Here is a 22,601-nt window from a genome sequence, read left to right on the forward strand (position 1 = left end):
TTGAAGCAGGCAGGCAAGGCAGGAGCAGCGCGTCCGCGTAGATTCAAGCTGCTGCTTGGCGGCGTGGCCGTGCTGTTGCTGGCCTTGGTGATCGATACCGCGTTCCGCGATGGCTTGTCGCGGTTGTCGGATCTGCTGTTCGATGGATTCCAACGCGCCGCACCGCGCGCCGCCACGCTTGATCCGGGCGTGGTCGTGGTTGATATCGACGAAGCCTCGCTGGCACGCATAGGCCAGTGGCCGTGGCCGCGCGACCAGCTGGGACAGCTGGTCGACACCGTTGGCAGCCTTGGCGCCGCGGCCATTGCATTCGACATGGTGTTCACCGAGCCGGACCGCACCTCGTTGGGGCCGCAACTGCAGCGTCTGCAGGCGCAGGGCATCGCGATCCAGGTGCCGGACGGCGCGCCCTTGGACAACGACCAGGCGTTCGCTGCCGCCATCGCCCGCAACCCGGTGGTGATGGGCGTGGCGCTGTCCAGTGAAACCGGGCGCGCGCTGTCGCCGCCGCTGGCCGGGCTGTCGTTTGCCGGCAGTGATCCGCGCCGCTACCTGCCCGCGTTCGAGGGCGGCCTGTCCAACCTGCCGGCACTCAGCGCTGCTGCCAGCGGTATCGGCAGCTTTTCGTTCCCGCCAGCACGCGACAACATCATCCGTGCGATGCCGCTGGTCGCGGCGGCTGATGGCCAGCTCTATCCCGGTCTGGGCGTGGAGGCGCTGCGGGTGGCACAGGGTGCCTCGGGTCTGTTGCTGCGCTCCAGCGACGCCAGCGGTGAAACGTCGGCCGGCCCGCTGGCGCTTACTGCAGTGAAGGTTGGCGTGCTGGAGTTGCCGGCCGGCGCCGATGGCCGCTTCCGCATCCATTACTCCGGCATGCCGCATATGACGGTGGTGCCGGCGTGGCAGCTGCTGCAGGGCGATGCAGCGGCATGGGCTGACAAGGTCGAAGGCCGCATCGTGCTGATCGGTACCTCGGCCATCGGCCTGCGCGACATCGTTGCCACCCCGCTGGCGGCGGCCGAACCCGGCGTCAACGTGCATGCGGAATTGATCGATCAGGCCTTCAACCAGCAGTTCCTGCAGCGCCCGGACTGGGCGCGTGGTGCGGAAGTGCTGGTTGCCATCGTCAGCAGCCTGGCGCTGCTGCTGGTGCTGGGCAGTGCGCGGCCCTTGCTATCGTCGCTGGCCTTCCTGTTGTTGCTGGGCGCGGTATTGGCCGTTGCCTGGTGGGCGTATACACGCCAGGCCTGGCTGCTGGATCCGCTGCCGGCGCTGCTGTGCCTGCTGGCGGTATTCGTCAGCATGCTGCCGGCGCTGCTGTTTGCCGGTAACCGCGAGAAGCGCTTCGTGCGCTCGGCGTTTGCGCGCTACCTGTCGCCGGCGCTGGTTGAGCGCCTGTCGCATGATGCGCAGGCACTGCAGCTGGGCGGCGAGACGCGCGAGATCACCGTGCTGTTCTCGGATATCCGCGGCTTTACCTCACTTTCCGAGAACCTCAGTCCGGATGCCTTGACCGCGCTGCTCAACGACTTCCTGACCCCGATGACCGATGTGCTGCTCGCCCACGAGGCAACCATCGACAAGTACATCGGCGATGCGATCATGGCCTTCTGGAATGCGCCGGTGGACATCGCCGCGCACCCGCGTAAAGCCTGCCTGGCGGCGCTGGGCATGGCTGCCGCGGTCGATGCCCTCAACCGCGAGCGCGGCAGCGCATTGCGCATAGGCGTGGGCCTGAATCTGGGCGATGCCTGCGTGGGCAACCTGGGCTCGCAGCAGCGCTTTTCGTATTCAGCCATTGGCGACACCGTCAACCTGGCATCGCGCGTTGAAAGCCTGACCAAGTATTACGGGGTGACGCTGATGGTGACTGACGCGGTCCGCGCCGAGGCCGCCGAGCTGGCCTACGTCGAGGTCGACCGGGTGCGGGTTGTCGGCCGCAACGAACCAGTGCGGCTGTTCGCGCTGCTTGGCGATGCGCAGCTGGCGCTGGATACCGGTTTCGTGGCCTTGGCACAGGCCCACGCGCAGGTGCTCGCGCTGTATCGCGATGGTGATTTTGCTGCAGCGCTGGATGCGCTGCAGGCGCTGCGCATGCATGCTGATGCCACTTCACTTTCGGGCTTGCATGCGCTTTATGTGCAGCGACTTGAGCAGTTGATCAAACATCCGCCGATGCAATGGGATGGCATCTTCACGGCGACCTCCAAGTAGTGCCAGACTCCACCCAGACTTGAACCCAGCCCGCCATGTCCCTGATCCCGTCGTTGACCACATTCGTGCTGTTGATCGTCGGCCATGCATTGGCGGACTACCCGTTGCAGGGCGAGTTCCTGTCCCGGGCCAAGAACCGGTTTTCACCATTGCCCGGGGTGCCGTGGTACCAGGCGCTGGCCGCGCATGCGGTGATCCATGGCGGCATGGTCGGCTGCATCACCGGCAGCATCCTGCTGGGTGTGTTCGAAACACTGGCGCATGCGCTGATCGATGACCTCAAGTGCGGCCATCGCATCAGCTACAACGTCGACCAGCTGCTGCATGTGCTGTGCAAGCTGCTGTGGGTTGGCCTGCTGCTGGTGTTTGGCCCGCTGCCCTGAGCGCAGCGCTTGCCGGGCTCAGTCCTCGAACTCGGGCATCACTTCGCCGCGGCGCCAGGCATTGATGCCATCCAGCCCACCGGCCTTGTCGAGGAAGCGCAAGGTGTATTCGTAGCCGGCCTGTTCCTGCGCACGGCCCAGCTTGAAGGCGAGCAGGCCCATGCCGGGGACGGTGGGGGGCTTGAGCAATAGGTCGCTGCCCAGTCCGGTGCCACGCAACATGCGCCCGGAGGTGATCTGCATCGAGCGCGCCGCCACTTCGCCGATGCGCGGGAAGTCATCGCCCTTGCGTCGCCCGCGCAGCAGCTGCCAGGCCAGCGACAGGCGCGATGGCACGTTGCCGTAGGCACTGCGCACCCGCCATTCGTTGCCCGGCGACAGCATGGACACCATGTTGGGTCCGTTCTTGATCGCGCGCATCACCGAGATCGGCACGTTGTTCATCACCCCGCCATCGACCAGCACCTGGCCCTGATCGTTGATCCACGGCGGCAGCGCCACCGGTATGGCGGTGGAAATGCGCAGTGCCTGCCAGGTCAGTCCGTGGCGCACCACTTCCAACTCGTTGGTGGACAGGTTGGCGCCCACCGCGAAGTAGTTCAGCGGCAGGTCTTCCAATCGTGCATCGCCGAGCTGTGCCTGCATGCAGGTATCCAGGTGGCGGTGATCGAGCAGGCTGTACCAGGGCAGGGTGAAGCGGCCCAGCGCCTTGTTGCGCAGGAAGAACTGCTCGTAGTCCTGCATCATCGCCTCGGCATCGTTGCCGGCCGCGTAGGCGTGGCCGACCACCGAGCCGATCGAGGTGCCGCCGATGATGTCCAGCTCGATGCCGGCCTCGGACAGCGCCCGCAAGGTGCCGATATGGCCCGCGCCCAGCGCGCCACCGCCACCGAGCACCGCACCCAGGCCGCGGCCGGTGAGCAGCCGCGCCACGCGCGCGTAGTCGCGCGGCTGTTGCAGCGCCAAGTGGTGATGCAGGTGCAATGAACGGTCCTGCAGCCAATGCCGGGTGTGGCTGATCGCGTCGCCACTGTGTTCGCGCCACAGCAGAAGGCCGACCTGACGCGGCCGGAACAGGGGCAGGGCATAGGCTTCCAGCGCACTCAGCGGCACCGGCCCGGTGTGCGCCAGGTCCTGGCGGCCGCATAGCAGCAGCTGGTCGCAATGACGCAGCGCGGCGCGGTCCCAGGCGGCATTGCCGTCACCGGCTACCAGCAACAGCTTGCTACCGGCATGTTCCTGCATGCCCAGCCACTGCGAGAGCTGCTGTTCGTTGTCAGCGGCCACACCCGCCGGCAGATCGCGCGCACGCAGCGCGGTGGTGGCCACCCCGCTGGCCTGCAAGGCCTGCAGCAGATCGTTGATCAGTTGCTCGGGAATCGGCACGGTGCCAGCCGGGCACAGGCCGATCGCATCGGCGATGCGCGGCGCCATCGCCGCCGCCGCCGAGGTGGTGGCAGCCAGCCGTCGGCCCAGCACCCGCAGCAGCGACTGGGTGAAGTCCGGCTGCGCCGCGGCGAGGTGGTTAAAGCTTTCGCGGCTGAGCTCCAGTACTTCCGAGTCGCGGCTGGCGACCACATCGGCGGTGCGGCTCAGACCGCCGAAAAACGCGATCTCGCCCACCGGCTCGCCAGCGCCGATCTCGGCGACTAGGTGGCGGCCATTGAGCAGTACCTCAAAGCGCCCGCGCAGCACGTAATAGACATGGTTGGCGGCTTCGCCCTGGCGCACCAGGTGCTCGCCCTTGCGCAGCTGCAGCCGCCGCATCTGCGCGAGCAGACTCTCGCGTTGCGACTCGGAAAGCCCGGCCAGCAGGTCGGAACGGGGGGCGGTGGCAGTATCCAAGGGCGGCTCGCGAGGGTGATCGGTGGCGTTTGCCCGCCTGTTATCGCCGCAGACCGTAAGAGCGGGCTGAATCAGTGGCGATTCGGCGCGAGCGCCAGCCGACAGGCCCGGAGCGGCGGGGTTCAGCCCGGTCGTTTACTCTTTGCAGCCCAAGTTCCCCGCTGGCGCTCATTGCGGCCGCCCGGCCTTCTGACTTTCGATCCGATCATGTCCCTGCATCCCACCCCCGCCGACACCCGCTACGCCGACTCCCTGCGCCTGTCCGTCGCCCCGATGATGGACTGGATTTGATGTTTCTATTTGTGTATGAAAAACAATAGGTTGCGTTTCAAATTTGGGCGTTTGTAGCACTTTTGTCGCACTATATATGCCGGCCATTGTAGGTTTGGCACCTACATCCAATCGTGTCCTACTTTGATACCATCCGATCTAGAACGCGCCCAAGCGATGGATGCGCCTGGCTGACGAACCCATTTTGAGGCAATTAATGGCTCGCGAACGACATCTCGCAAATGCTCCCATAACCGAGGCAATCGTCGATTTCGTATTCGAAAAATCGATGGAGAGTGATCAGCTGAGGGAGCTTGGCAGACAAGAGGCGGGCCAGCGTCCTGGATGGGTCTTCGGTGAACTGAACAACGTTGAGACAACAATCAACCTTACGTCTGGCGAGCAGTTTAAGCAGACTCAGGCATTTGAAGGCGTTCGACTACAGAGTCAAGACGAAGAAACTTCTGGTGGAGTCGTTTTTCAGTATCGAACAAATCGAGCCACTATCAGCCATGTTGGCAATTACGACGAATGGTCGGCGCTAGAAAGGGATGGACTCGAGGGCGCTGCAGCTTACGCGGCTGCGTTGGGTGATGAGAATATCAAGCGGATGGGTGTTCGCTTCATCAATTTTCTGAGCCTGAGTGCCCCGATCTGTGAGCTTGTTTCCGAGCCGCCGACCCCCATGCGTGGTGATTGGTCGTTGAAAGACTTCATGGGGAGGCGGGTATACCAGGATGAGGTTGGCCACAGAATCAGTGTCACGTTAGCGACTGTGACCAAGCGTTCAGTGGTTGAGCCTGGACCTGGCAATAAAGGCCTGATGTTAGATATTGACGTGGTTAAAGAGTGCAGTCTTAGGTTGCATAGTGATGAGATGTTAGAGGCCCTGAAAGAGCTGCGTAAGATAAAGAACGCAGTGTTTTTTGGGATGTTGCAGGAAGCAGCCTTGGAGGGCTACGCATGAATGGCGCGTACGCGATTCGCTATACCGCTTTTGATTTCGACTACTCGCCTTCAGCAATGGGGTGGGTGGAAGAGGTTGGAGTAGAGGCTGAGGTTTCGCCTGGTAGACGCATCATGGTCGAGATGTATGGCCGCGCTAGGAATGTTTGGGAGCAAGTTCAGGATTGCGAAGTGCGGGTGCATCCATCGATTTCGCTTGAAGATGTAAAGAGGATTTTTGCTCTTCTTCCACCAGGGCTTCCGGAAGTCGACGCATACACTTCTCATCTTGGGTCGATCTGCTTGGATTGGGACAACAACCCGGAGAACGTTTTCTCTTTGATCATCAAGCCAAATGGTCATGTCGGTTATGCGTGCTACTTCAACGGTGAAAGAACGCATGGCTCCATATTCTTTGAAGGGCGCTTAGGTAACGCGATTGATCGAGCAGTTGAGCGCTGGATTATCAGGGAGCAGCTTTTTTGCGGAGTTAACTGATGGACCAGGCTGGGCCTCATGATGAAGTTGCAATTGGCCTCAATGAGAAGGGCAAGCAAGACGGAGTGCCGCGAGCTAAGGTAAAGAACTTCAAGCCTCGCCTTATTGAAGGTCGTTTGGAGCTTTCTTCATTTTGCGTGGATCAGCTTGGTGACACAGAGGTGTGGGAATTGCTCGACGCACACTTGAACAAGCCGGCTATAGGTCGAGCGCAGTTCGAGATAGGTCACTTTCATGAATCTGGTCTAGAGCACGATCCTGACTGGCATCCAGAGCGTCACGTAAATATCCTCGGCTGGCCTGACAAAGAGGAAGAGCAAACCTCAATTGCTCAGGTTTTGTACCGAAAGCAGGTGTACTTGAAGCGACAAGCATAAAAAGGCGCCGCGAAAGCGGCGCTTTTTCATGATGCTCGTTGCAACTTCTGCCACTGCTTCGTAGCCTCATCGCGCTGCCCATCAATGTAGGCAGCGAGCACGTCCGCAGTAACGAGCCAGGGCGATTTCTGGCTTCCTAGGCGGAACACTGGTACCGGAAGCGACTGGCGCGCAGCGCGCTTGTTCGCTTCCTCCGGTTTCATTCCAAAGTGCTGACAGCACTTTTCCAAGGGGATGTGTCCGGTACCGAACTCAGCGAGCAGGAGGAAGACGGTAGTGGTGGTCATTGGTTGTGCCCTCGCTTGCTGCATTGGTCTGCCAGGGCATCGAACTTCGCGGCCTCGGCCAGGTAGTGATTGACGCGTTCCTGCCGGATGGCCGGAGGGAACTGATAGGCCTTGCGCGCCTCGTCGGCAGCAGCGCGGTTGGCGTCAGCCTCGCGCCGTGGGTCATGGTCAAAGATGTCGAGCTGCCCGCGATCGCTCCTCATGCGCACGGGTCCAGCTGGGTGGGCACCTGCTTCACGAATTCACTCCTTCCAGCGGCGCATGGACACGCTCGGTTCTTTCCATGTTGGCTTTTGTGACCCAGATCTCCTGAGGTTGAACCTTCGTCGAGTGGCTGCAGCCGTCCCCGAAATAGATAATTCCGGTAGGGGAAATCGCGAAGGAGTAATGGCAATTGCGACTGGGTGAAAGAGCTTTGATGTCGTCGTTGAGCGCGGTTGCAGAAGGGGATGAGCCTGATACGCCACCTCTGCTGGTTGATCTAGAGATGTGGGGGTACGCGATTGGGACGCCACCAGTGCTGACCGCAATCGGCATGGACGTGCTTAGCGAGCTAAAGGAACGCACCAGAGCGACCGAAGACCGGCCAAGGTAGCTGTGGGGCAATGGCTGCTTGCGCGGCGCCTTCATTCGCGTGGCCGGCTTGGGGCATATGCCTCGGTTGACACGCAAAGATGAACGCGGGACGCTCTCTGGCGATTTCGAGACGACGGAGTCGGGATGATCAGGTACGTCGAAGGTTGGCAGCTTCACTCTTACGTTGAGCATGGCGTGGACGGCCCGGAGGGGCTGGCCATCTCCGCGCGGCACTTGGCTCGCGACATTTTCCGCGTGAATCGGTTCGACCTGACCGATCTGCCCTCGGGCCGAGAGGCGACCGAGTTCATCGATAGCAAACTGTTCGCTGTGATCGGCGTTACGGACGACGGACGCATTTTCTTCTAGCTCACGCATCGCTCGCCTCCTGCGGGCAACTCATGCCCATGGCAAAATGCCGCTTAATCCACAGGGGGATCAGGGAATGAGTTGGATGGAAGGTATTAGCCAGTGCTGGCCACTCGCGAAGGATTGCGTGGTTTGGTGGGATGCTTGGGCTGCGATGGGCACCATGGGGGCTGTGATTTTTGCGCTGCTTACGCCCGTGATTCATCAGCTTGTGAATGGTCGGCGGATAACTATGTTTGTCGCGCTTCGATATGGGGATGATCTCGCTGTCGCGCAGCAAAACATTGAGTACCTTAGCCGCGTATTTCCGCCCAATAAAACTGTTGACTGGGCGGAGAGGCTCGTGGAAGACCCCAACTTTCGCGAAGCCTTTCGCAAGAACTCGCGTGCGCTCGCGAAGCTTGGTGCTATGGATCTTGATTTTGGTCAGTTGCCCCCTGGTTCTAGCTTGAAGCTCAATGTCGATATTGCTCATGCCGTTTACAGTGCAAAGGCACTGGCTGGGACAATAGACATGCTGTTGCAAGACGGTATGGACATGTCTCTCGCTGGCCTCAAGAGCCATCTTGAGGTCTATGCTATTGAGCACCGGGATGCGAAAGCGAGTGTCGCTAAGGCGTTCACCTCCGCGTCTCGTGTTTACAGGCGAGTGATCCCTGACACGAATGTGCGATAGCTCTTGGATGCATGCGCCGCGCTTCATGCATTCACCTCGCGCCCTGGCTGGTGGACTGATCGATGACATGGCGCTCGTCATGCACGGCGCCGCAGTGGTGCTGGAACAGGAACGGCTCGACAACTTGCATCCTGTGCATGCCATTGCAGCGCATGCAGTAGGGCGCGTAGCTCGCATCCTGGGCGTGGTTTCGGACGATGATCGCGTCGTGTGCTTTGCTGAGATCGACGTTCACGACCCCACCTCGGCGCTGGTGGCCTGCATAGCGGCTGCGGCACACGCCCGCCCATAGTCGGCAACACGGTCATCGGCCCCGACACCGAACTCATCGAACACGGCGAACGGCAAGCAGGGAAGTTTGAGCCCGCGCGGATCAGCGCTGCCACCCTTGGGGCTGGTGTCGATCAGGTCGCGCAATTCCTTCGCGCAGGCCCACAGCCCTGCGGCCTTGTCCGGTGACTTTGCGCTCACACGCTCCGCCTGTTCCAGCCACGAATCTGTCAGTTTGCGCAGGTCGATCCCCGGCGCTGCGGGGGTGCTGGCAAGCAACTGACGCTCATGTTCATTGAGCGCTTCGACAACCTCGTCCATTTCGATCAGGCCATCGTGGCTATCGGGTGCAATGCCACGCTCTTTCAGCCAGCTATACAGGCCGGGATCGAGACCCGGCGCTGCGGCGACGGGAGCTGCGAACACCGGCCGAACCTGCAGCCGGTCGCCCTCTCCATCAACCATCCAGCGTGCAATGCGCGCGTCGATCTCTTTGCGAGACCCGCCGTCGGCCCATTCGGACCACTTGTTGTCAGTGTCCAGCCAGCGCCATTGCCAGCCTACCGCCTCCTGCGTTGCGCCGACCATTTTGTTGGCGTCACCAATATGGTTGTTCATGCTGCAACCCTCCTGGGCGCTTTGATGTTTCCGAGATTCGCCCGCGCCAAAGCCGCAATGGGTGGGGGGCTGACACTGTTGCCGACCATGCGTACTGCGGCGCTGACGCTGAGGGGCGTGCCGTTGGCGGTGCGATCGATGATGTAGTCGCGCGGGAATCCTTGGGCGCGGAACAGCTCGTGTGGCTTGAGCATGCGCAGGCCGATATCCACGATCACGTAGGGCATGCCTTTGACCATCACCATGACCAGGCCAAGCCGGTCCTTGGTCGTGATTGTGTCCAGTGGATCGTGTAGATCGACCGCGATACCGCTGCCGTAGTACTTCACCAGGAACGCGGCGACGCGCAGGGCGCCTGCTTCCTGCTCAGGTGATAGCTCTGCCAGTTCGGCGGTGACCAACCGTTGTTGGCTGCCGCTCGCTGTGATGGTGCTGACCGGGTCGCGCGCATCGTTGCCAGCGCCTTGGTAAAAGCCACCATTTGCCTGCTCAAGGAAGGCAGTCATAAGGCCCTGGCCGCCTCCGCTGGCAACGATAGTCCCGAGCGGCCCCTTAATGTCGTTGATGCCGTGGCTGAAGCGCTTCCCGGGTGACTTCCCTTCGCCATGGCCCATCTGGACCAAGCACGAGACAGCGACACCCAATGCGTGGGCCGCGCCAGCTGGGCGGGCTGCACCTGCGCCTGCTGTGATCGTCGGTACCGGCTCGTTGGCAGGCGTCCCAATGCTGTCGCCGCGGAACTTGACCAGGTGTGGTGCAACCACCGAGAAGTGCCCACCCTTCACGCCGGCGCAGACGGTGCGCAGGGGCTCGTCGGCTGCCATCGTCCGCTGGTTGCTGGCGTTGGCGTGCTCTGCGATGAAGGGCCAGATGCTTCCTCGGTACTCACCAGAATCATAATGAACGCTTGCCCCGGCGTATCCATTCGGGACGATGAAAGGAGCGGCCGAGTTGATAACGTGGCGCATGACGCCCTTTGCGATACGGCGCATGGTGGCGTCGGCCAGCGGCCGGGGACGGGTGAAGATGGACGGGCAGGGGATGGAGAAGTCGAGGCAGTCAGCGGCGGTGACACGCGGCAGCTGGGTGAGGCCCGGGCCGTGGGTCGGTACCGGCCATACAATCGGTGCTCCATCGCGGCGGCCCAGAAGGAACAGGCGCTCCCGGCTGGTGCCCGCGCCGTAGTCGCTTGCGATCAACTTCTTCCATTCGACGACGTAACCAAGGGCACGCAGGGCGGCGACGAACTGGCGCCAGGTGCGGCCGCTGTGGCGCTTGTCCGGTACCAGCTGCTGGTTCTCGACCGACACACGCTCGCCGCGCGCTGCAACGGTTCCATCCATCTTGATGACGCGGCCAGTTTCCTTGCAGCGCTTCGCCACAAGCGGTCCCCAGGTGAGGATTTGCTTGACGTTCTCCATTGAGAAGATGCGCGGCGCAGTGTTGGTGCCGTTGAGCAGGTCAGCGCGCATCAACATGCCGATCCACTTAAGCACCACCCACGACAGAGCGCGTGTCTTGCGGCTGCGCGGCTGCCCGCCCTTGGCCTGGCTGAAATGCGTGCAGTCCGGCGAGGCATGGAACCAACCGATAGGGCGGCCTGCCACATCGACGCGAGGATCTGCGTGCCAGATGTCCTCCCGGTGGTGCTGGGTGAGCGGGTGATTGGCTGCGTGCATGCCGATAGCCAACTCGTCGTGGTTGTAGGCAAGCGCCGGATCGGCACCGAGCGCCTGCTTCAGGCCCTCACTGGCGCCGCCACCGCCGGCGAACAGATCCACAACGATCTCGCCTGGGCGCAGCTGTGACTTCTGCGGCAGCGGAAAATTGAAACGTAGCGAGCCGTCAGCCATGGGAGACCTTCTTGTCGGGGCGGTGGGTGTACCGGGCGCGGCCCGGCAGGTTCGGAATGAGCAACAGCTGATCGGTCGTGACGCTGTAGCGGGCAACGCGGCAGGGTTTGCCTTTGCGGTTCTTGACCACGATTTCCGTGGAGTGGATCGGGTGGCCTTGCTGCCGCAGGTCGTAGATGCGCGCGCTGGCTCTGGCGATGCCCAGCTCCAGGAAGATCTCCGTAGCGGTCATCGGTCGTTTGGTGAGCGCTGCGAGCAGTTCGTCGCACTGGGCTTGGTCGGTCATGTGCGCCTCACAGACTCAGCTGCAGCTGGGCGAGCTCGGACGGGAACACGGATCGCTTCGCTGCTGGTTTGCGCTTCGGCGCGCGCTGTCCGTGCACAAGGCACCACTCCGCGTGCGCTTCTTCGAACGTGAGATGCCTGGCTGTGTTGCTGCAGGCGCATTCGACGCTGTGGCCGCCTCCGGCCGAGGGCCGGCGTAGGTCGAGCATGTGGCGGGCCGCGTGGCCTTTGCTGCAGGGGATGATCGGCGGCTGCTCGGTGATCATGCGTTGCATGTGCTTCTCCTATTTTCCGTAGGCCAGCAGCGCGAGAAGGGCGCCGACGATGGCGGCAGCTGCCAGGGTCACAAGAAGGGTTCCGAGGAGTTCGCGGGTGGAGTGCTTCACGGCGCACCGCCGACGAAAGCCAGGTCATAGATGACGCAGTGCGCCCGGGCGGCCGAGGGGGAGTCGGCACTGACCGCAGAGAGGGGGACAACCGCAGTTGCCCGGGCGCATGCGCTTGGAACGGGGTAGGAGCCGCTGGTGACGGCATCGACAGCGTCGAGCGCGTCTTGCCAGCGGCGAGCCGAGAAGTCGGCCGTCAACGCGACGGCAACGCCAGCGGCGCAGTTCGGCACGCGGTCGGCGACACGAAAGCCATTGAGGGCGGTTGCCGCGATGGTGCCGCGCAGTCCCCAATCGTCGTGGTCTGCGAGCTCGTAGACGACGAGGGCGGCGCAGATGCGCGGGCTGCTGATGACCAGGTCTGCCGGGATGGTCACTTCGCCATCGGTGGTGACCTCAGCGGCCGGGGAGGGCTCGGGCTGGCCGGTGGCGGCGCAGCCGCCCAGGGCGAGCAGCAGGGAGGCGAGGAGGGCGCGAGTCATGCGGCGTCTCCCGCATTGGCCGGGTTCTCGATCTCCACCCACTCGCCGTCCCTGATTGGGCGCTGGAAGATGTGGGCGAAGCGGTCTGACGGCAGCCCGTTACGCTGATGACACATGGACGTGCCGTCCGAAAACACTTCTACGTAGTCGGTGCCGTCGAGAAATCCGCCGGGCAGCCGATAGCATTTCGAGGTGACGGTCGCCATGAACCTGATCTCCAGCCCCTGCCCGGAATGGGTGTGTCGCGGGGCGATGGAGTCAGTAAAGCAATGCTTAAGTTTGAAGTCAAGCGTCGCTTTATTGCATTGATGAATATGTTCAGGCTTTACCAGCAGGAACGAAAAAGCCCCGCCAGGGCGGGGCTTTTATTCGGCGCTGCTTCTTCCTTGAATCGCCCCGCTCGGAATCACTGGGTGATAACGCTGCAGCCAGCAGCCGGTGTTTCAGTCACAACTTGAGAACCATCACTTCCAGGGCAGCGGTAAAGCGCCTTTTTCTGAGCTTGAGGAACTGGCTGAGTTCCCCACGCCCGCCATCCGGAGCCACCAGATTCGGCAGCTTGCTGAGCCTGTGGAGCGTGTTCCTGGGTTGTGGGGACGGCCGTGACGATGGTTGTCGGCGGCAGCTGTGATTGCGAGCTGACAACTGGTTGGCCTTCTTCAAATACAAAGATTGCTAGCCCCGCGCCTTTCTTCTGGAACACGCCGCTGCTCACCCCAAAACCGTAGGCAGTGTTGCCATAACCCCACGCTTGTCCAGAACCGACTGATCCGACTTGCTGATCGCCCAGTCCACCAATCAGGATGCCGTTAGCGCCGAGGTCGGCGGCTTCCTGTTTCAGGCGCTCCATGACCTTGTTTGTCTTCCCCTGATCGGTAATTGCCCAAGAATTTCGGCTGCCAGCATCGAGCATAGCAACCTTCTCGAAACGCGCAGGGGGGTCGATATAGATACGAACCTGCGCTGGATCTATCGGAGGCCGCTTGGTTCCAACCAGCACGCTAGATGAGGCGCAGCCGGTCAGTGCAAGAACCGCCAGTATGGAAATTGCCTTGAAATTCATCCTTTCCCCCTTCTGTAACCGCATCCAGCGGAGAGATTCTCCGCACTTAGTTGAATCGCTCGATCCTATTTCGTAGATAGACTTTTCCACCTATCACAGTGCCTTCTGGGATAGGGAAGGGGTCCCCGTAGCTCTTGTTTTCGCTTGCAACGTGGATCACCCCTCTATCAAGGAGGCGCTTGATCTGATGCCCATTGCCCATGTTGATTAGGTAAATGCCATCCCCATCGAACGACGTAATCCCGGTGTCCACTACAACCGAATCTCCCGGTTGAATGGTAGGCAGCATTGAGTCACCACTACCTGTTATAAGCCGCAAACGGCCAGGGGTCGGAATGAACCCCGCGATGCTACGGATATAGCCGGGCTCAAAATCAATTGCCCGGATCACCTCCGGAAAGTCGGGATTGTCTATTCCTTCCCCCATGCCTGCCGCTGCCTCCAGTTGCTCGACGCGAACATAGTTCCCTGCGGTCGCAGGCGAAGAGATGGAGCCGCCCTCAATCCCCATTCCGAAATGCGAAAGGGGTTTGCCGGTCAGCAAAGCAAGCCTAGGCAGCTTGCGCTTGTCGACTTTTCCGGTCCTTAGCCAGCCGGACACGGCTTGCTCTGTCACGCCGAACGCATCGGCGATCTCCTTCTGCGTGCGCCCGGAGCCCTCAACAGCTACTCGTATGGCAGCGGCCATTTCGTCATTTTCAAGCATCGCTTGATTGTCCACGGCAACATAGGGCTAATGTAAGAAAGCATTGCTTGACTATTCGCTTAAGCGATGCTTTAGTTGTTCCATGAGCGCAATCGCATCCGTCATCGACAGGTTCCCCGGCCGGCAGGCGGATCTCGCCCGCCAGCTCGGGGTGTCGCCACAAGCGGTCAACCAGTGGGTGAAGGGCCGGCGTCCAGTTCCCGTGCGCTTGGCTCTGGTGATCGAGCGGGTAACAGGGGTGTCTCGTCACGAGTTGCGCCCCGACGTTTTCGGGGAGGTGGCCGAGGAGACCAGCAGCGACCAACTTATTGGTGAACAGACAGAAAGCTCGCGCACCGCGATCGCTGCGGATGTTGATTCCCGCATGAGCAAGCGCGCGCTGCGCGCTCGGCTCGGCTTCACCAACGACAAGCAGCTGGCCACGGTGCTGGGTTTGCCTTTGGCCCAGGTCGAAAGCTGGGAGGAAGAGCGCGCGCTGCCGGCCGTGCCCGAAGTGCTGCGCCTGCTTGGGGTCCAAGCGCAGGCCATTGCCGAAGCGCCGCCGGCAGATCCGGACGATGGCCGCATCGTTTCTGTTGAGGTGGCCTGAAATGCCCCTCTGTGCAGCTGCTATTGCGTCCTTGCTCCGGGCGCCTCGACACCCTTTTCCATATAGCGGATTAGGCCGTCCAGCTCTTTCTGAAGACGTCGCAGCACTTCGATCTCTAGAAAAGCTGGTCGGCAGAAATAAGCACCGCTGGCCTCTGGATCTCCCGGTTTCCCGAGGGCTTGGAAAGTGAACTGCGCGCCTCGGAAATTGTCGCTGACGTCGATTTCCCAGCCGTATACGACGTCCGGAGTGGGTGCCTTTTCCATGTCTCCCTCCTTGCGGGCTGTTCGTGTGGAAACAGCAGCCTACCGCAAGGAGGGTGGCACCTGCCGCCTGGCCGGTCATGGCTGAGTTTTCGTCGATTCCCTTCATGGCGCCAATCGTGCACCGCGCCTTTCCCGCAAACCACGTTCACGGAGCCCTGCAATGAACATCATCGATGCCGCGTACAAGACGGTAAAGGACTCGCCAGGCGGTGCTGAGGCACTGGCGACCCGGCTAGTCACGGTCAACGAGCGCGGGGAAGAGAAGCCGATGTCTGGCGCGGTACTGCGCAACAAGGTGAATCCGAACAACACGACGCATCACCTGACCTTGGCCGAGGCCAGCGAGATCATGGCGTTGACGAACAATCACCGGATTCTCCATGCGCTCGCTGCCGAGCACGGCTATGTGCTGCGGAAGGTCGAGGGCGCGGCGAGTGGAAACGTAGTCACTGCTGTTCTGGCAATAGCTGCTCGTCAAGGCGATCTGGCCGAGGCAGTGGCGCTATCGCTTGCGGACGGAAAGATCACCCCGAACGAAGCGAGTGACATTGGGCGCCTATGTGCCTTCATCCAAGCCGGTGCCGCTGATCTGGCGCAAAGGGCCGAGCAGGCCTCGGTGGGCGAAAAGTGACGACAGCGACCCCCATGTCCACGCGTAAGCGGTACGTGCTGCACGGCTTCACCGTGGCAGAGCTGCGTGGAGAGCTTGATAAGCGCCGCCGCGCCGAGGGAAAACCTCCGCATCAATGGGACGAGCTTCGCTCTGTATACCTGGACCGGCGCATCGCTGAGTGCCGCGAAAAGCTGGCGGAGTTGGAGGCCAATGGATCGCCGCGCGGCTACGCCGCCTACATCCACGCCACGCGCATAAACGCGCTGAAAAAGCAGATCTCGCAGCACGAACGTAACGCGGCGTTGGCAAAGGCCGACGAGAAGAAGGCAGCAGAGGCGCGCAAGCGCCCCTAACAGAATCCCGCCCCTCTAACCGTCAGGTAGCTCCTGGCGGGACAGCCGAACTCCTGCACGGTTGAGGGATGCGGGTAATGCAGGTGGTTGTAGGAGTCATGGCGTGAAACACAGAGCAGAGCCGCACCAGCAAACGGGACCTTCGCCATGAGCGTGGAAGCGATCACCTGGGCATTGAAGCTGCCGATCAAGCATTCCTCGGCCAAGTTTGTGCTGACGGTTCTGGCGAACTGCGCCAGCGGCGACACATGGCTTGCATATCCATCGGTGGCCTATCTGGCCGAGGCGACAGGGCAGGACCGCAAGACGGTTCTCGCCAACCTGGTGCGCCTGCGTGAGTTGGGCTTTATCGAGGATAGCGGGCGGCGCATGGGCGACACGAAGCAGGTGATCGTTTACCGGCTGCTCGCTGGTCAGCAGATCGAAGCGGTACCGAAAACGGAACAGTCCCAAAAGCGGAACAGTTCCGAAAACGGAACAGTCCCAAAAAGCGCCGGAAAGAGTCCCGTTTTTCCCTCCAAACAGTCCCGTTTTTCCGCGAAACAGTCCCAAAAACGGGACACGGAACCGTCAGAAACTAAAGGGAACCGTCAGAACACACACCGTGTGTGTGGAAGCGAGCTCACCGCGGCTGACATCGATCGCGAGATCTCGCCGCTCGGTTCGCTGCCGGACTGGATCGACCACGAGGTGCTTGCCCAGTTCGTCCGCCATCGCCGTGTGTCGAGCCGGACGCTGTCGGTGCAGGGCTGGCTGCAGATCCTGCCAACGCTGAAATCCATCGCCGCTGCAGGCGGCGACCCGAATCAATCCCTCCGTGACGCCATGGCCGCCGGCCTGTCGTTGCCCGTCATCCCGAAGCCAGGAGCCAATAGCCATGGAAATCATCCACAGGGTTCTGCCGCCGGAGTCTCCGAGCTCCGAGCCGAGTACGAGCGCCGTCACGGCGGTAGCAACGCTGGCCGCCCAAGCGGGGCAGGACGAGGCCCGCAGGCAGGCGAGGTCATCGATGGCGAGTACGCCGTTGTCGGCTGAGCCCAGCCAGCGCGCCATGGACGCGCTGTGGAACCTGTGGGAGCGAATGGAGGCGATGTTCCCGGGCAAGTGGAAGCGCGACAACGGCTTGGCGCCCGCCAGCGCGGACGGTCCGCTGACTGTGGCTGGGGAGACTTGGGCGCTGGCGCTGAAGGGCTTGCTGCCGCGCCAGTTGGGGGAGGGCATGGCCGCTTGCATGCGCATGGGCCTGAAGTGGCCACCAACCCCCGGCGAGTTCCGCGCGCTGTGCATGGGCCTGCCATCGCTCCCGCAGGTGGAGCAGGAGCTGCGGCCCGGTCAAGACCGTAGCCCGTTCTCCGTGCTGGTTCGATCGCTGATGGACCTGCACGCGTTCAACGCCGCGGACGGCTACCAGCAGTCCCGAATGGTGGCCGCCGCCTTCAGCCAGGCGATGCAGCACGTTTCCGCCGGCGGAGCGCTCCCGGCCGCAGTGCCTGCGCTGGTCCACGAACGGCCGTCTTCGCCCAGCGTGACCAATCGGGAAACCGCGGCTGCCGCAATGGCGCGCGCTGCCCAGGAGCTTGGGTTCGACTGATGGCGATGCAGCACTCCACTGGCACCCCTACTGCAGCCGAGGCAGAGCGCATCGAGCTGGCGAAGGTTGGTCCATGCATGGCCTGCCTGGTGCTCAAGATGGCGGGCCTTCTGTCCTCGCACCGCGTGGTCTACGGCTGCGACTACAACCACACAAAGATCGGCAACCGCCGTCGCGGCCACTTCTTCGGCTACGCGCTCTGCGTCTGGCATCACCGCCGGCACCCCAACGAGGGGAAGACCCTTACACAGACGCGCGCGATCTACGGCCCGAGCCTGATGGATGGCTCCAGGGTGTTCCACGAGACCTACGGCAGCGACGACGACTTGATCGAACAACAGACCCACGTGAATGAACTGAGGAGAGCAGCATGACCGATGTGCGCGAACTGCTAGCGCGGCTTAATCCGACCACCACCCGCATGAACGTCGGAAGTGGCGGTGGCGTGGATGCCTTGGCAAATATCGACATTGCGGGCGCGCTCGGCATGGTGCCCTCCGGTCTCGGTCGCGATCTGTTGGAGCTGTTGCACGGACCGGCGCCGAGTAGGGCAGAGATCGTGCGCGCTTTCGAGGGGATTACCCGCTTGGCAATGGAGGAGCGCAACCGTCGTTCTCGGGCCTATTTTGACGCTCGCACGACTTGGGGTATTGCTGAGTGCATGGCAAAGTTCAACCGGAACATTGATGAGGTGACTCGACGGAATCTCGATATCCTCAAGGCTCGTGCTGCATTGGCCCGTGACGACCTTCTGCCGGAGCGATTGGAAGAGCGCATGCCACAGATTGCGGCCGTTTCGATTGGATACATGAAGGGCGAGCGTCTTAGCAATCGCGAACGAGCGACAGCCTTAGGTGTTAGTGAGTCGAGCTACCGTGAGGCTTGGGCAGCCGTTGTCGACTGGTTGCTCACGGAGATGGTGGCTATGGAGAGCGTTGCGGTCAGGAGTTTAAGGCGCGCGCTGGCAAAGTCGCTCCCCGCCGATGAACATTGATCTCAATTAGACTGACTATCGGCTGGAAGAATGTCGCGCTGATATAGTCCGCTGTCGACAACCAATTGCATCCAGCCGATGACCGCTGACGAGACAAAGCCGATTGAGACCCCCCTGATCATGGCGATTAGTGAGCCACTGAAGCTAATTGCCAAAGACGAAAATGACAGCTGGAATCCGACAATTGAAGATATCAATGGCGGGACTTACGACTATTTAAAGTTGAACCGCGTTAGTGGCTTCATTGACGGCATGGTAGCTCCTTACACGATCCTTGTTGGTTTCGATGGTTCTCTCGCGCTTCCCTCGCTTCCCGAGTTTAAGCAACATGGGAAAGCGCTAAAGATATTCAATCGCGTTTTCCTCGAGATGCTGCTCGGAGGCATTTATAGCCATGCGGTGGCTCCAGCAGACATAGGATCGGGTGTGCTGTACAGCACCGGGTACATTCGTATGTTCTCGCGGGCCGGTGCGGTGACAAAGCTGCACTCGTCACTGCGAGAGAGGAGTGCTAGCGCATCAGACGCGTTTTGCCTTATGGATCAGAAGCCAATCACGATCTCGGAACTTGAGGCGGCTATTGGGCGCGGTCGTGAGATTGTCGAGAAGTGTGGTTCCTTAAGTCACGAAATTGTGCTCTCCGGGTGCACGCACTATGTCGAAGGCGCGCTTGCAGAGGCTCTTACCGGCTTGTGGACGAGTATTGAGCAGCTAGTTAGCCTGATTTGGCGAAATGAGGTAGAGGCGAAGGCTGCTGCTGATGGCGTTCCCAACCGGAAGTCGTTCTTGAACGACTATCGGGTGTGGACGACGTCAGCACGAATTGAGGTCTTGTTTCAGAAAGGGATACTCAATGCGGAGTTGTACTGCTGTTTGAATACTGCAAGAAAGGCGCGCAACGACTTCATTCATCGCGGGGATCAGCCGGATTTGGTGGATGCTACGGCAGCTCTAAGCGGTCTCTTCTATTTGATGTCTGCATGCACATCCAACTACGTCGATATTCATAGGCTTGACGATGTGCGGGCCAAGATTGAGGCGCGCTGCGTGTTGCGACCACGTCCAAACGGTCCAATTCCTGAAAGCGCAGTCAAGTACTGGCGGGAGATTCCGCAGTTGCCCGGTGAGAAGAATTTCAAAGGGGAATATGCTCCTTTTCCCTTGCAATTCCAGCCAATAGAAGACTTTGATCCAAAGCGCTCTAGAAAGAGTGCTCATCAGTCCCCGAGGCGTGGCAAGACACCGAGTATTCCGGGTGACTAGTAATCGTCAGGAAGGTTGATTAGTGCGCGGGTGATGTCCGCGCACTTTTCAGCCTACAGTTCTAACATCACGCGACGAAAGCCCGGCACAAGCCGGGCTTTTTCATTTCAACCCGATCACCACCGCCCCGTAAGCTCCTCCGCTCGCCGTGAGGCGATTGGAGCCGGTGCCGCGCGCAAGCGCGCCAGAAACGCCATGACTGGCCTGCGCACCAGGCAGTGGTGGTGATCGGACCTTCTACGCCCGTCAATCCTCACCGGACCAATCATCGACCGCAGCCGGACTGTGGTGACGGGCACCTATGCCATACAGGGGATTCACCCATGAGCACGAAGCAGGAGCCGCGCGGCGTCCGGAACAACAACCCGGGCAACATCGATCGAAGCAAGACGCCTTGGCAGGGTGAGGATCGCAGCGCCGCGGCACTGGCCAGCGAGAAGCGCTTCTGCGTGTTCGAGACGCCGCAGGCGGGATTCCGCGCGCTGGCCAAGACGCTGCTGACGTACCAGAACAAGCATGGCTTGCGGACGGTTCGCGACATGATCAACCGCTGGGCTCCGTCAGTGGAGAACAACACCGAGGCGTACATCGCCCAGGTGGCCCGCGAGGTAGGTGTGGGCAGCCGGGAGATCGTCAGCCTCAGCAAGCAGGTTCCCCTGCAGCGCATGGTGACTGCCATTGCCCGGCATGAGAACGGCGGGCTGTTTTGGGACGAGGCGGTGATCGAGGCTGGCGTGCGCCAGGCCCTCGCTTGATGGACGGTGATCCAACGACCGCGCCGTGGTGGGCCGCCGGCGGCGCCTTCGCCCTTTGGGCGGTTCGGGAGATCTGGGGCGTCATCAACAGCCGCAAGAAAGAGCGAACGGAGACGGATGCCAACGTCACCCTGGTTGGCGGGCTGACAGAGCGTATTGATCGTCTTGAGCAGTCGCAGGTCCGGATGGGCACGCAGCTGGACGAGGAGATCAAGTTGCGACGTGAGGCTCAGGAGGAAGCGCACCGGTTGCGCATGCGAGTACAGACGCTGGAAGGCCTGCTACGCGGACTGGGTGCGGTGATCCCGCCCGAACCGCCGTGATGTACCTGGGCATTGGTCTGCTGGCCGGGCTCGTCGTCGCGGCGCTGGCGCACTGGCACGGCGACATAGGAATGGACCCATGACAGCCCTTGTGGGCGTGGAGGTTTGAGTGAACGCGCATCGACGCCCGGGCTATGACGCTCTATGGGGATGGTTCGGGCTGAGCTATGCATCCTGGCTTCCGCTGCCACGAGTACTGATGCACGAGATGCCGGACGACTGGCAGGCACGGATGACGGTGCTGCTGGAGGAGTTCGACGCAACGTTCAAGAACGTCCCGCGCTACGAAGTGCAGATCCAGCTCAAGCAGAACGGGCGGTTCGTACCCATGCCCGAGTGGATCAGCTACCGCCACCCGGACCGGGTAACCATCGAGGGCTTCAAATGAACAGGGTGCACATTCTCGCAGGCCTGCTGCTGTTCCTCGCTGGTTGCCTGTTCGGCCGGGAATGGCGGGATCGCAGCGCAGACATCGCCGCGGGCAAGGAGGAAGTGAAGCAACTCACCAGCCAGGTGCTGGCAGAGCAGGGCGTCCGCGCGCTGGAACAGACCAAGGGCCAGGAGCTGGCCAAGATCGGAGCGAAGCATGAACAAGACCGGGAAGCGGCCGAGGCCGTCCCTGCTGCTGTTGTTGCTGACCTGCGTGCTGGCAACCTCCAGTTGCGCCGGCAGTGGGCAGCGTGTGAAACCAACCGTGTGTCCGAGTCCGCAGCCGGCATCGCCGAACGTGATGCGCTCGCCGAACTACGAGCAAAGGATCAGGGCGATCTTGTTCGAATCGGAAGAGACGCAGACGACCAGGTTAAGGCCTGCCAAGCCTCAGTAAGGGTTGGAGGCTGAGCCAGCCCTCATGGAGAGGGCTGGCCGAACCGTTAGGGAGCCGGGCAGTCCTCTTGCTTGCAGGCTTCATAGACGGCGAGGCATTGCGCGGGAGGCATGTACAGCGGCGAGCCAGGCGGTGCATTTATGCATGTTTGATAGCGGATGGTGCAGAAATCGCACATATCAGCTGCTATGGCGGTGCCGGCGGCAGTGGCCGCGAGGAAAGTAACGGTCTTCAAGATCGTCTTGATATTCACGTCAGTCCTTTGTTTGCCCGGGAAAGGGCATGGCCGACGCTACACATGGCCTGTGTGCCATTCAATGTGCACCGCCGCAAACGGTGAGGGTTTGAGACTTGTGGAGAGTCGTTGGTGAGGTTGAGGCGATGAGGCGAAGCAAGAGTGGCAACCACTTGGCGCTTGGACGGCTCAAGACAGGGCAGCTCAACAAGACAGAGCAAGCGTATGCCGACCGGTTGCGCGCGTTGGAGCAGGCCGGGCAGATCCTCTGGCACAAGTTCGAAGGCATCAAGCTGCGCCTCGCGGACAACACGTTCTACACCCCTGACTTTGCGGTGCTGGCCGCGGACGGAGTGATGGAGCTGCATGAGGTAAAGGGGTTCTGGCAGGACGATGCCAGGGCCAAGATCAAGATCGCGGCGGCCATGTTTCCGTTTCGGTTCTTTGCCGTGAAGGTGAAGGCGAAGCGGGAGGGCGGCGGCTGGGATGTAGAGGAATTCTGATGAGCACCACATGCAAAGTGCAGGGCCAACTCAACCGCATCGAGAAGAAGCTAGATGCACTGATCGAGGCTCTGGCAGACGGCAGCACAGAAGAGATTCAAAGAGAAGTGGGCGTGTCCCTGGACGGCGAACCACTTGGTCGTGAGCGTGACCAAACACAAGGACTCGACTGATGCCTTCTTTCGCA

The 22,601-nt window shown here is 61.4% G+C and carries 35 protein-coding genes; 20 read left to right on the top strand and 15 right to left on the bottom strand.

The features are described from left to right. Positions 1-2,214, top strand: a complete 2,214-nt coding sequence (locus tag Q5Z11_RS01390; protein ID WP_303748371.1) for a CHASE2 domain-containing protein — start codon at positions 1-3, stop codon at positions 2,212-2,214. 35 nt (positions 2,215-2,249) lie between these two features. Then, positions 2,250-2,597, top strand: a complete 348-nt coding sequence (locus Q5Z11_RS01395) for a DUF3307 domain-containing protein (RefSeq protein ID WP_303748372.1) — start codon at positions 2,250-2,252, stop codon at positions 2,595-2,597. Positions 2,598-2,615: 18 nt separating this feature from the next. Here Q5Z11_RS01395 and Q5Z11_RS01400 read toward each other — a convergent pair whose 3' ends face one another. Further along, complete coding sequence (locus tag Q5Z11_RS01400; protein ID WP_303748373.1) at positions 2,616-4,442, bottom strand: cyclic nucleotide-binding and patatin-like phospholipase domain-containing protein; 1,827 nt, start codon at positions 4,440-4,442, stop codon at positions 2,616-2,618. 451 nt (positions 4,443-4,893) lie between these two features. On the opposite strand from Q5Z11_RS01400, the gene Q5Z11_RS01405 reads away from it, so the two are divergent. Genes Q5Z11_RS01405 through Q5Z11_RS01415 form a run of 3 tightly spaced genes read left to right on the top strand, consistent with a single transcriptional unit; the run spans position 4,894 to position 6,532 of the window. Further along, positions 4,894-5,679: a TIGR04255 family protein gene (locus Q5Z11_RS01405; protein ID WP_303748374.1), complete on the top strand. Its 786-nt coding sequence runs from the start codon at positions 4,894-4,896 to the stop codon at positions 5,677-5,679. After that, positions 5,676-6,155, top strand: a complete 480-nt coding sequence (locus Q5Z11_RS01410) for a hypothetical protein (protein ID WP_303748375.1) — start codon at positions 5,676-5,678, stop codon at positions 6,153-6,155. Before Q5Z11_RS01405 ends, Q5Z11_RS01410 begins: the two co-directional genes overlap by 4 nt. Then, the gene (locus Q5Z11_RS01415) at positions 6,155-6,532 is read left to right on the top strand and encodes a hypothetical protein (protein WP_303748376.1); all 378 of its coding nucleotides are present in this window, start codon (positions 6,155-6,157) and stop codon (positions 6,530-6,532) included. The genes Q5Z11_RS01410 and Q5Z11_RS01415 overlap by 1 nt, the downstream gene beginning before the upstream one ends. Before the next feature lie 26 nt (positions 6,533-6,558). On the opposite strand, the gene Q5Z11_RS01420 is transcribed toward Q5Z11_RS01415, so the two are convergent. Further along, positions 6,559-6,819 (bottom strand): pyocin activator PrtN family protein, encoded by a 261-nt coding sequence (locus Q5Z11_RS01420; RefSeq protein WP_303748377.1) that lies wholly within the window; start codon positions 6,817-6,819, stop codon positions 6,559-6,561. Beyond that, positions 6,816-7,022 (bottom strand): hypothetical protein, encoded by a 207-nt coding sequence (locus tag Q5Z11_RS01425; protein ID WP_303748378.1) that lies wholly within the window; start codon positions 7,020-7,022, stop codon positions 6,816-6,818. The genes Q5Z11_RS01420 and Q5Z11_RS01425 overlap by 4 nt, the downstream gene beginning before the upstream one ends. Positions 7,023-7,539: 517 nt before the next feature. Between Q5Z11_RS01425 and Q5Z11_RS01430 the strand changes: the two genes are divergently transcribed. After that, complete coding sequence (locus Q5Z11_RS01430; RefSeq protein WP_303748379.1) at positions 7,540-7,764, top strand: hypothetical protein; 225 nt, start codon at positions 7,540-7,542, stop codon at positions 7,762-7,764. 1 nt (position 7,765) lies between these two features. On the opposite strand, the gene Q5Z11_RS01435 is transcribed toward Q5Z11_RS01430, so the two are convergent. The 10 genes from Q5Z11_RS01435 to Q5Z11_RS01480 all read right to left on the bottom strand — a co-directional run bounded on the left by Q5Z11_RS01435 (position 7,766) and on the right by Q5Z11_RS01480 (position 14,103). After that, positions 7,766-8,239, bottom strand: coding sequence for a hypothetical protein (locus Q5Z11_RS01435; RefSeq protein WP_303748380.1), 474 nt, complete (start codon positions 8,237-8,239; stop codon positions 7,766-7,768). 232 nt (positions 8,240-8,471) lie between these two features. Then, positions 8,472-8,675 (bottom strand): hypothetical protein, encoded by a 204-nt coding sequence (locus tag Q5Z11_RS01440; RefSeq protein WP_303748381.1) that lies wholly within the window; start codon positions 8,673-8,675, stop codon positions 8,472-8,474. Further along, entirely contained in the window at positions 8,672-9,328 is a 657-nt protein-coding gene (locus tag Q5Z11_RS01445) for a hypothetical protein (protein ID WP_303748382.1), read from the bottom strand. The genes Q5Z11_RS01440 and Q5Z11_RS01445 overlap by 4 nt, the downstream gene beginning before the upstream one ends. After that, on the bottom strand, positions 9,325-11,181 hold the full coding sequence (locus tag Q5Z11_RS01450; RefSeq protein WP_303748383.1) for a DNA cytosine methyltransferase: 1,857 nt from the start codon (positions 11,179-11,181) through the stop codon (positions 9,325-9,327). Before Q5Z11_RS01450 ends, Q5Z11_RS01445 begins: the two co-directional genes overlap by 4 nt. Continuing rightward, positions 11,174-11,467 (bottom strand): helix-turn-helix domain-containing protein, encoded by a 294-nt coding sequence (locus tag Q5Z11_RS01455; protein WP_303748384.1) that lies wholly within the window; start codon positions 11,465-11,467, stop codon positions 11,174-11,176. Before Q5Z11_RS01455 ends, Q5Z11_RS01450 begins: the two co-directional genes overlap by 8 nt. Positions 11,468-11,474: 7 nt before the next feature. Next, positions 11,475-11,741, bottom strand: a complete 267-nt coding sequence (locus Q5Z11_RS01460) for a hypothetical protein (RefSeq protein WP_303748385.1) — start codon at positions 11,739-11,741, stop codon at positions 11,475-11,477. Positions 11,742-11,848: 107 nt separating this feature from the next. Then, a complete protein-coding gene (locus tag Q5Z11_RS01465) occupies positions 11,849-12,334 on the bottom strand; it encodes a hypothetical protein (RefSeq protein WP_303748386.1) in 486 nt (161 codons plus the stop codon). After that, on the bottom strand, positions 12,331-12,540 hold the full coding sequence (locus Q5Z11_RS01470) for a hypothetical protein (RefSeq protein ID WP_303748387.1): 210 nt from the start codon (positions 12,538-12,540) through the stop codon (positions 12,331-12,333). The genes Q5Z11_RS01465 and Q5Z11_RS01470 overlap by 4 nt, the downstream gene beginning before the upstream one ends. A gap of 200 nt (positions 12,541-12,740) precedes the next feature. Further along, positions 12,741-13,397: a hypothetical protein gene (locus Q5Z11_RS01475; RefSeq protein ID WP_303748388.1), complete on the bottom strand. Its 657-nt coding sequence runs from the start codon at positions 13,395-13,397 to the stop codon at positions 12,741-12,743. A gap of 46 nt (positions 13,398-13,443) precedes the next feature. After that, positions 13,444-14,103 carry a S24 family peptidase gene (locus Q5Z11_RS01480; protein ID WP_303748389.1) on the bottom strand — a complete coding sequence of 220 codons (660 nt, stop codon included), beginning with the start codon at positions 14,101-14,103 and terminating at the stop codon, positions 13,444-13,446. Positions 14,104-14,185: 82 nt separating this feature from the next. Between Q5Z11_RS01480 and Q5Z11_RS01485 the strand changes: the two genes are divergently transcribed. Further along, the gene (locus Q5Z11_RS01485; protein WP_303748390.1) at positions 14,186-14,692 is read left to right on the top strand and encodes a transcriptional regulator; all 507 of its coding nucleotides are present in this window, start codon (positions 14,186-14,188) and stop codon (positions 14,690-14,692) included. Between the two features lie 20 nt (positions 14,693-14,712). Here the strand turns inward: Q5Z11_RS01485 and Q5Z11_RS01490 are convergent, their stop codons facing one another. Continuing rightward, the gene (locus Q5Z11_RS01490) at positions 14,713-14,958 is read right to left on the bottom strand and encodes a hypothetical protein (RefSeq protein WP_303748391.1); all 246 of its coding nucleotides are present in this window, start codon (positions 14,956-14,958) and stop codon (positions 14,713-14,715) included. Positions 14,959-15,118: 160 nt separating this feature from the next. Here Q5Z11_RS01490 and Q5Z11_RS01495 point away from each other — a divergent pair, with 160 nt between their 5' ends. From Q5Z11_RS01495 to Q5Z11_RS01545, 11 genes are all read left to right on the top strand, one after another. Beyond that, positions 15,119-15,589, top strand: coding sequence for a phage regulatory CII family protein (locus tag Q5Z11_RS01495; RefSeq protein WP_303748392.1), 471 nt, complete (start codon positions 15,119-15,121; stop codon positions 15,587-15,589). A gap of 14 nt (positions 15,590-15,603) precedes the next feature. After that, on the top strand, positions 15,604-15,924 hold the full coding sequence (locus Q5Z11_RS01500) for a hypothetical protein (RefSeq protein WP_303748393.1): 321 nt from the start codon (positions 15,604-15,606) through the stop codon (positions 15,922-15,924). A 147-nt stretch (positions 15,925-16,071) separates the two neighbouring features. Then, a complete protein-coding gene (locus tag Q5Z11_RS01505) occupies positions 16,072-16,959 on the top strand; it encodes a helix-turn-helix domain-containing protein (RefSeq protein ID WP_303748394.1) in 888 nt (295 codons plus the stop codon). Beyond that, entirely contained in the window at positions 16,934-17,515 is a 582-nt protein-coding gene (locus Q5Z11_RS01510; RefSeq protein ID WP_303748395.1) for a hypothetical protein, read from the top strand. Before Q5Z11_RS01505 ends, Q5Z11_RS01510 begins: the two co-directional genes overlap by 26 nt. Then, the gene (locus Q5Z11_RS01515) at positions 17,515-17,889 is read left to right on the top strand and encodes a Ref family recombination enhancement nuclease (RefSeq protein ID WP_303748396.1); all 375 of its coding nucleotides are present in this window, start codon (positions 17,515-17,517) and stop codon (positions 17,887-17,889) included. Before Q5Z11_RS01510 ends, Q5Z11_RS01515 begins: the two co-directional genes overlap by 1 nt. Further along, complete coding sequence (locus Q5Z11_RS01520) at positions 17,886-18,509, top strand: hypothetical protein (RefSeq protein WP_303748397.1); 624 nt, start codon at positions 17,886-17,888, stop codon at positions 18,507-18,509. Before Q5Z11_RS01515 ends, Q5Z11_RS01520 begins: the two co-directional genes overlap by 4 nt. A gap of 78 nt (positions 18,510-18,587) precedes the next feature. Continuing rightward, positions 18,588-19,772 carry a hypothetical protein gene (locus tag Q5Z11_RS01525; protein ID WP_303748398.1) on the top strand — a complete coding sequence of 395 codons (1,185 nt, stop codon included), beginning with the start codon at positions 18,588-18,590 and terminating at the stop codon, positions 19,770-19,772. A gap of 323 nt (positions 19,773-20,095) precedes the next feature. Continuing rightward, complete coding sequence (locus tag Q5Z11_RS01530; protein WP_303748399.1) at positions 20,096-20,527, top strand: structural protein P5; 432 nt, start codon at positions 20,096-20,098, stop codon at positions 20,525-20,527. Next, entirely contained in the window at positions 20,527-20,850 is a 324-nt protein-coding gene (locus Q5Z11_RS01535; protein WP_303748400.1) for a hypothetical protein, read from the top strand. The genes Q5Z11_RS01530 and Q5Z11_RS01535 overlap by 1 nt, the downstream gene beginning before the upstream one ends. Positions 20,851-21,049: 199 nt before the next feature. Then, a complete protein-coding gene (locus Q5Z11_RS01540) occupies positions 21,050-21,238 on the top strand; it encodes a hypothetical protein (RefSeq protein WP_303748401.1) in 189 nt (62 codons plus the stop codon). Then, positions 21,235-21,690: a lysis system i-spanin subunit Rz gene (locus Q5Z11_RS01545; protein ID WP_303748402.1), complete on the top strand. Its 456-nt coding sequence runs from the start codon at positions 21,235-21,237 to the stop codon at positions 21,688-21,690. The genes Q5Z11_RS01540 and Q5Z11_RS01545 overlap by 4 nt, the downstream gene beginning before the upstream one ends. 32 nt (positions 21,691-21,722) lie before the next feature. Here the strand turns inward: Q5Z11_RS01545 and Q5Z11_RS01550 are convergent, their stop codons facing one another. Further along, entirely contained in the window at positions 21,723-21,929 is a 207-nt protein-coding gene (locus Q5Z11_RS01550) for a hypothetical protein (RefSeq protein ID WP_303748403.1), read from the bottom strand. A gap of 128 nt (positions 21,930-22,057) precedes the next feature. Here Q5Z11_RS01550 and Q5Z11_RS01555 point away from each other — a divergent pair, with 128 nt between their 5' ends. Next, a complete protein-coding gene (locus Q5Z11_RS01555) occupies positions 22,058-22,414 on the top strand; it encodes a DUF1064 domain-containing protein (protein WP_303748404.1) in 357 nt (118 codons plus the stop codon). Then, complete coding sequence (locus Q5Z11_RS01560; RefSeq protein WP_303748405.1) at positions 22,414-22,587, top strand: hypothetical protein; 174 nt, start codon at positions 22,414-22,416, stop codon at positions 22,585-22,587. Before Q5Z11_RS01555 ends, Q5Z11_RS01560 begins: the two co-directional genes overlap by 1 nt. The last annotated feature ends 14 nt before the right edge of the window (positions 22,588-22,601 follow it).

The organism is Stenotrophomonas sp. 610A2 (genome assembly GCF_030549615.1).
Classification (GTDB): domain Bacteria; phylum Pseudomonadota; class Gammaproteobacteria; order Xanthomonadales; family Xanthomonadaceae; genus Stenotrophomonas; species Stenotrophomonas pigmentata.

What these genes read in the sequence shown, in the direction of transcription:
- Q5Z11_RS01515 (WP_303748396.1), top strand. Translation starts at nt 17,515, where the DNA reads ATGGCGATGCAGCACTCCACTGGCACCCCTACTGCAGCCGAGGCAGAG.
- Q5Z11_RS01545 (WP_303748402.1), top strand. Translation starts at nt 21,235, where the DNA reads ATGAACAGGGTGCACATTCTCGCAGGCCTGCTGCTGTTCCTCGCTGGT.
- Q5Z11_RS01510 (WP_303748395.1), top strand. Translation starts at nt 16,934, where the DNA reads ATGGCGAGTACGCCGTTGTCGGCTGAGCCCAGCCAGCGCGCCATGGAC.
- Q5Z11_RS01405 (WP_303748374.1), top strand. Translation starts at nt 4,894, where the DNA reads ATGCGCCTGGCTGACGAACCCATTTTGAGGCAATTAATGGCTCGCGAA.
- Q5Z11_RS01395 (WP_303748372.1), top strand. Translation starts at nt 2,250, where the DNA reads ATGTCCCTGATCCCGTCGTTGACCACATTCGTGCTGTTGATCGTCGGC.
- Q5Z11_RS01425 (WP_303748378.1), bottom strand. Translation starts at nt 7,022, where the DNA reads ATGAGGAGCGATCGCGGGCAGCTCGACATCTTTGACCATGACCCACGG.
- Q5Z11_RS01435 (WP_303748380.1), bottom strand. Translation starts at nt 8,239, where the DNA reads ATGAGCAATATCGACATTGAGCTTCAAGCTAGAACCAGGGGGCAACTG.
- Q5Z11_RS01420 (WP_303748377.1), bottom strand. Translation starts at nt 6,819, where the DNA reads ATGACCACCACTACCGTCTTCCTCCTGCTCGCTGAGTTCGGTACCGGA.
- Q5Z11_RS01535 (WP_303748400.1), top strand. Translation starts at nt 20,527, where the DNA reads ATGGACGGTGATCCAACGACCGCGCCGTGGTGGGCCGCCGGCGGCGCC.
- Q5Z11_RS01555 (WP_303748404.1), top strand. Translation starts at nt 22,058, where the DNA reads ATGAGGCGAAGCAAGAGTGGCAACCACTTGGCGCTTGGACGGCTCAAG.
- Q5Z11_RS01450 (WP_303748383.1), bottom strand. Translation starts at nt 11,181, where the DNA reads ATGGCTGACGGCTCGCTACGTTTCAATTTTCCGCTGCCGCAGAAGTCA.
- Q5Z11_RS01505 (WP_303748394.1), top strand. Translation starts at nt 16,072, where the DNA reads ATGAGCGTGGAAGCGATCACCTGGGCATTGAAGCTGCCGATCAAGCAT.
- Q5Z11_RS01525 (WP_303748398.1), top strand. Translation starts at nt 18,588, where the DNA reads ATGACCGCTGACGAGACAAAGCCGATTGAGACCCCCCTGATCATGGCG.
- Q5Z11_RS01465 (WP_303748386.1), bottom strand. Translation starts at nt 12,334, where the DNA reads ATGACTCGCGCCCTCCTCGCCTCCCTGCTGCTCGCCCTGGGCGGCTGC.
- Q5Z11_RS01560 (WP_303748405.1), top strand. Translation starts at nt 22,414, where the DNA reads ATGAGCACCACATGCAAAGTGCAGGGCCAACTCAACCGCATCGAGAAG.
- Q5Z11_RS01485 (WP_303748390.1), top strand. Translation starts at nt 14,186, where the DNA reads ATGAGCGCAATCGCATCCGTCATCGACAGGTTCCCCGGCCGGCAGGCG.
- Q5Z11_RS01445 (WP_303748382.1), bottom strand. Translation starts at nt 9,328, where the DNA reads ATGAACAACCATATTGGTGACGCCAACAAAATGGTCGGCGCAACGCAG.
- Q5Z11_RS01455 (WP_303748384.1), bottom strand. Translation starts at nt 11,467, where the DNA reads ATGACCGACCAAGCCCAGTGCGACGAACTGCTCGCAGCGCTCACCAAA.
- Q5Z11_RS01475 (WP_303748388.1), bottom strand. Translation starts at nt 13,397, where the DNA reads ATGAATTTCAAGGCAATTTCCATACTGGCGGTTCTTGCACTGACCGGC.
- Q5Z11_RS01470 (WP_303748387.1), bottom strand. Translation starts at nt 12,540, where the DNA reads ATGGCGACCGTCACCTCGAAATGCTATCGGCTGCCCGGCGGATTTCTC.
- Q5Z11_RS01495 (WP_303748392.1), top strand. Translation starts at nt 15,119, where the DNA reads ATGAACATCATCGATGCCGCGTACAAGACGGTAAAGGACTCGCCAGGC.
- Q5Z11_RS01460 (WP_303748385.1), bottom strand. Translation starts at nt 11,741, where the DNA reads ATGCAACGCATGATCACCGAGCAGCCGCCGATCATCCCCTGCAGCAAA.
- Q5Z11_RS01480 (WP_303748389.1), bottom strand. Translation starts at nt 14,103, where the DNA reads ATGCTTGAAAATGACGAAATGGCCGCTGCCATACGAGTAGCTGTTGAG.
- Q5Z11_RS01410 (WP_303748375.1), top strand. Translation starts at nt 5,676, where the DNA reads ATGAATGGCGCGTACGCGATTCGCTATACCGCTTTTGATTTCGACTAC.
- Q5Z11_RS01430 (WP_303748379.1), top strand. Translation starts at nt 7,540, where the DNA reads ATGATCAGGTACGTCGAAGGTTGGCAGCTTCACTCTTACGTTGAGCAT.
- Q5Z11_RS01490 (WP_303748391.1), bottom strand. Translation starts at nt 14,958, where the DNA reads ATGGAAAAGGCACCCACTCCGGACGTCGTATACGGCTGGGAAATCGAC.
- Q5Z11_RS01415 (WP_303748376.1), top strand. Translation starts at nt 6,155, where the DNA reads ATGGACCAGGCTGGGCCTCATGATGAAGTTGCAATTGGCCTCAATGAG.
- Q5Z11_RS01500 (WP_303748393.1), top strand. Translation starts at nt 15,604, where the DNA reads ATGTCCACGCGTAAGCGGTACGTGCTGCACGGCTTCACCGTGGCAGAG.
- Q5Z11_RS01530 (WP_303748399.1), top strand. Translation starts at nt 20,096, where the DNA reads ATGAGCACGAAGCAGGAGCCGCGCGGCGTCCGGAACAACAACCCGGGC.
- Q5Z11_RS01520 (WP_303748397.1), top strand. Translation starts at nt 17,886, where the DNA reads ATGACCGATGTGCGCGAACTGCTAGCGCGGCTTAATCCGACCACCACC.
- Q5Z11_RS01540 (WP_303748401.1), top strand. Translation starts at nt 21,050, where the DNA reads ATGCACGAGATGCCGGACGACTGGCAGGCACGGATGACGGTGCTGCTG.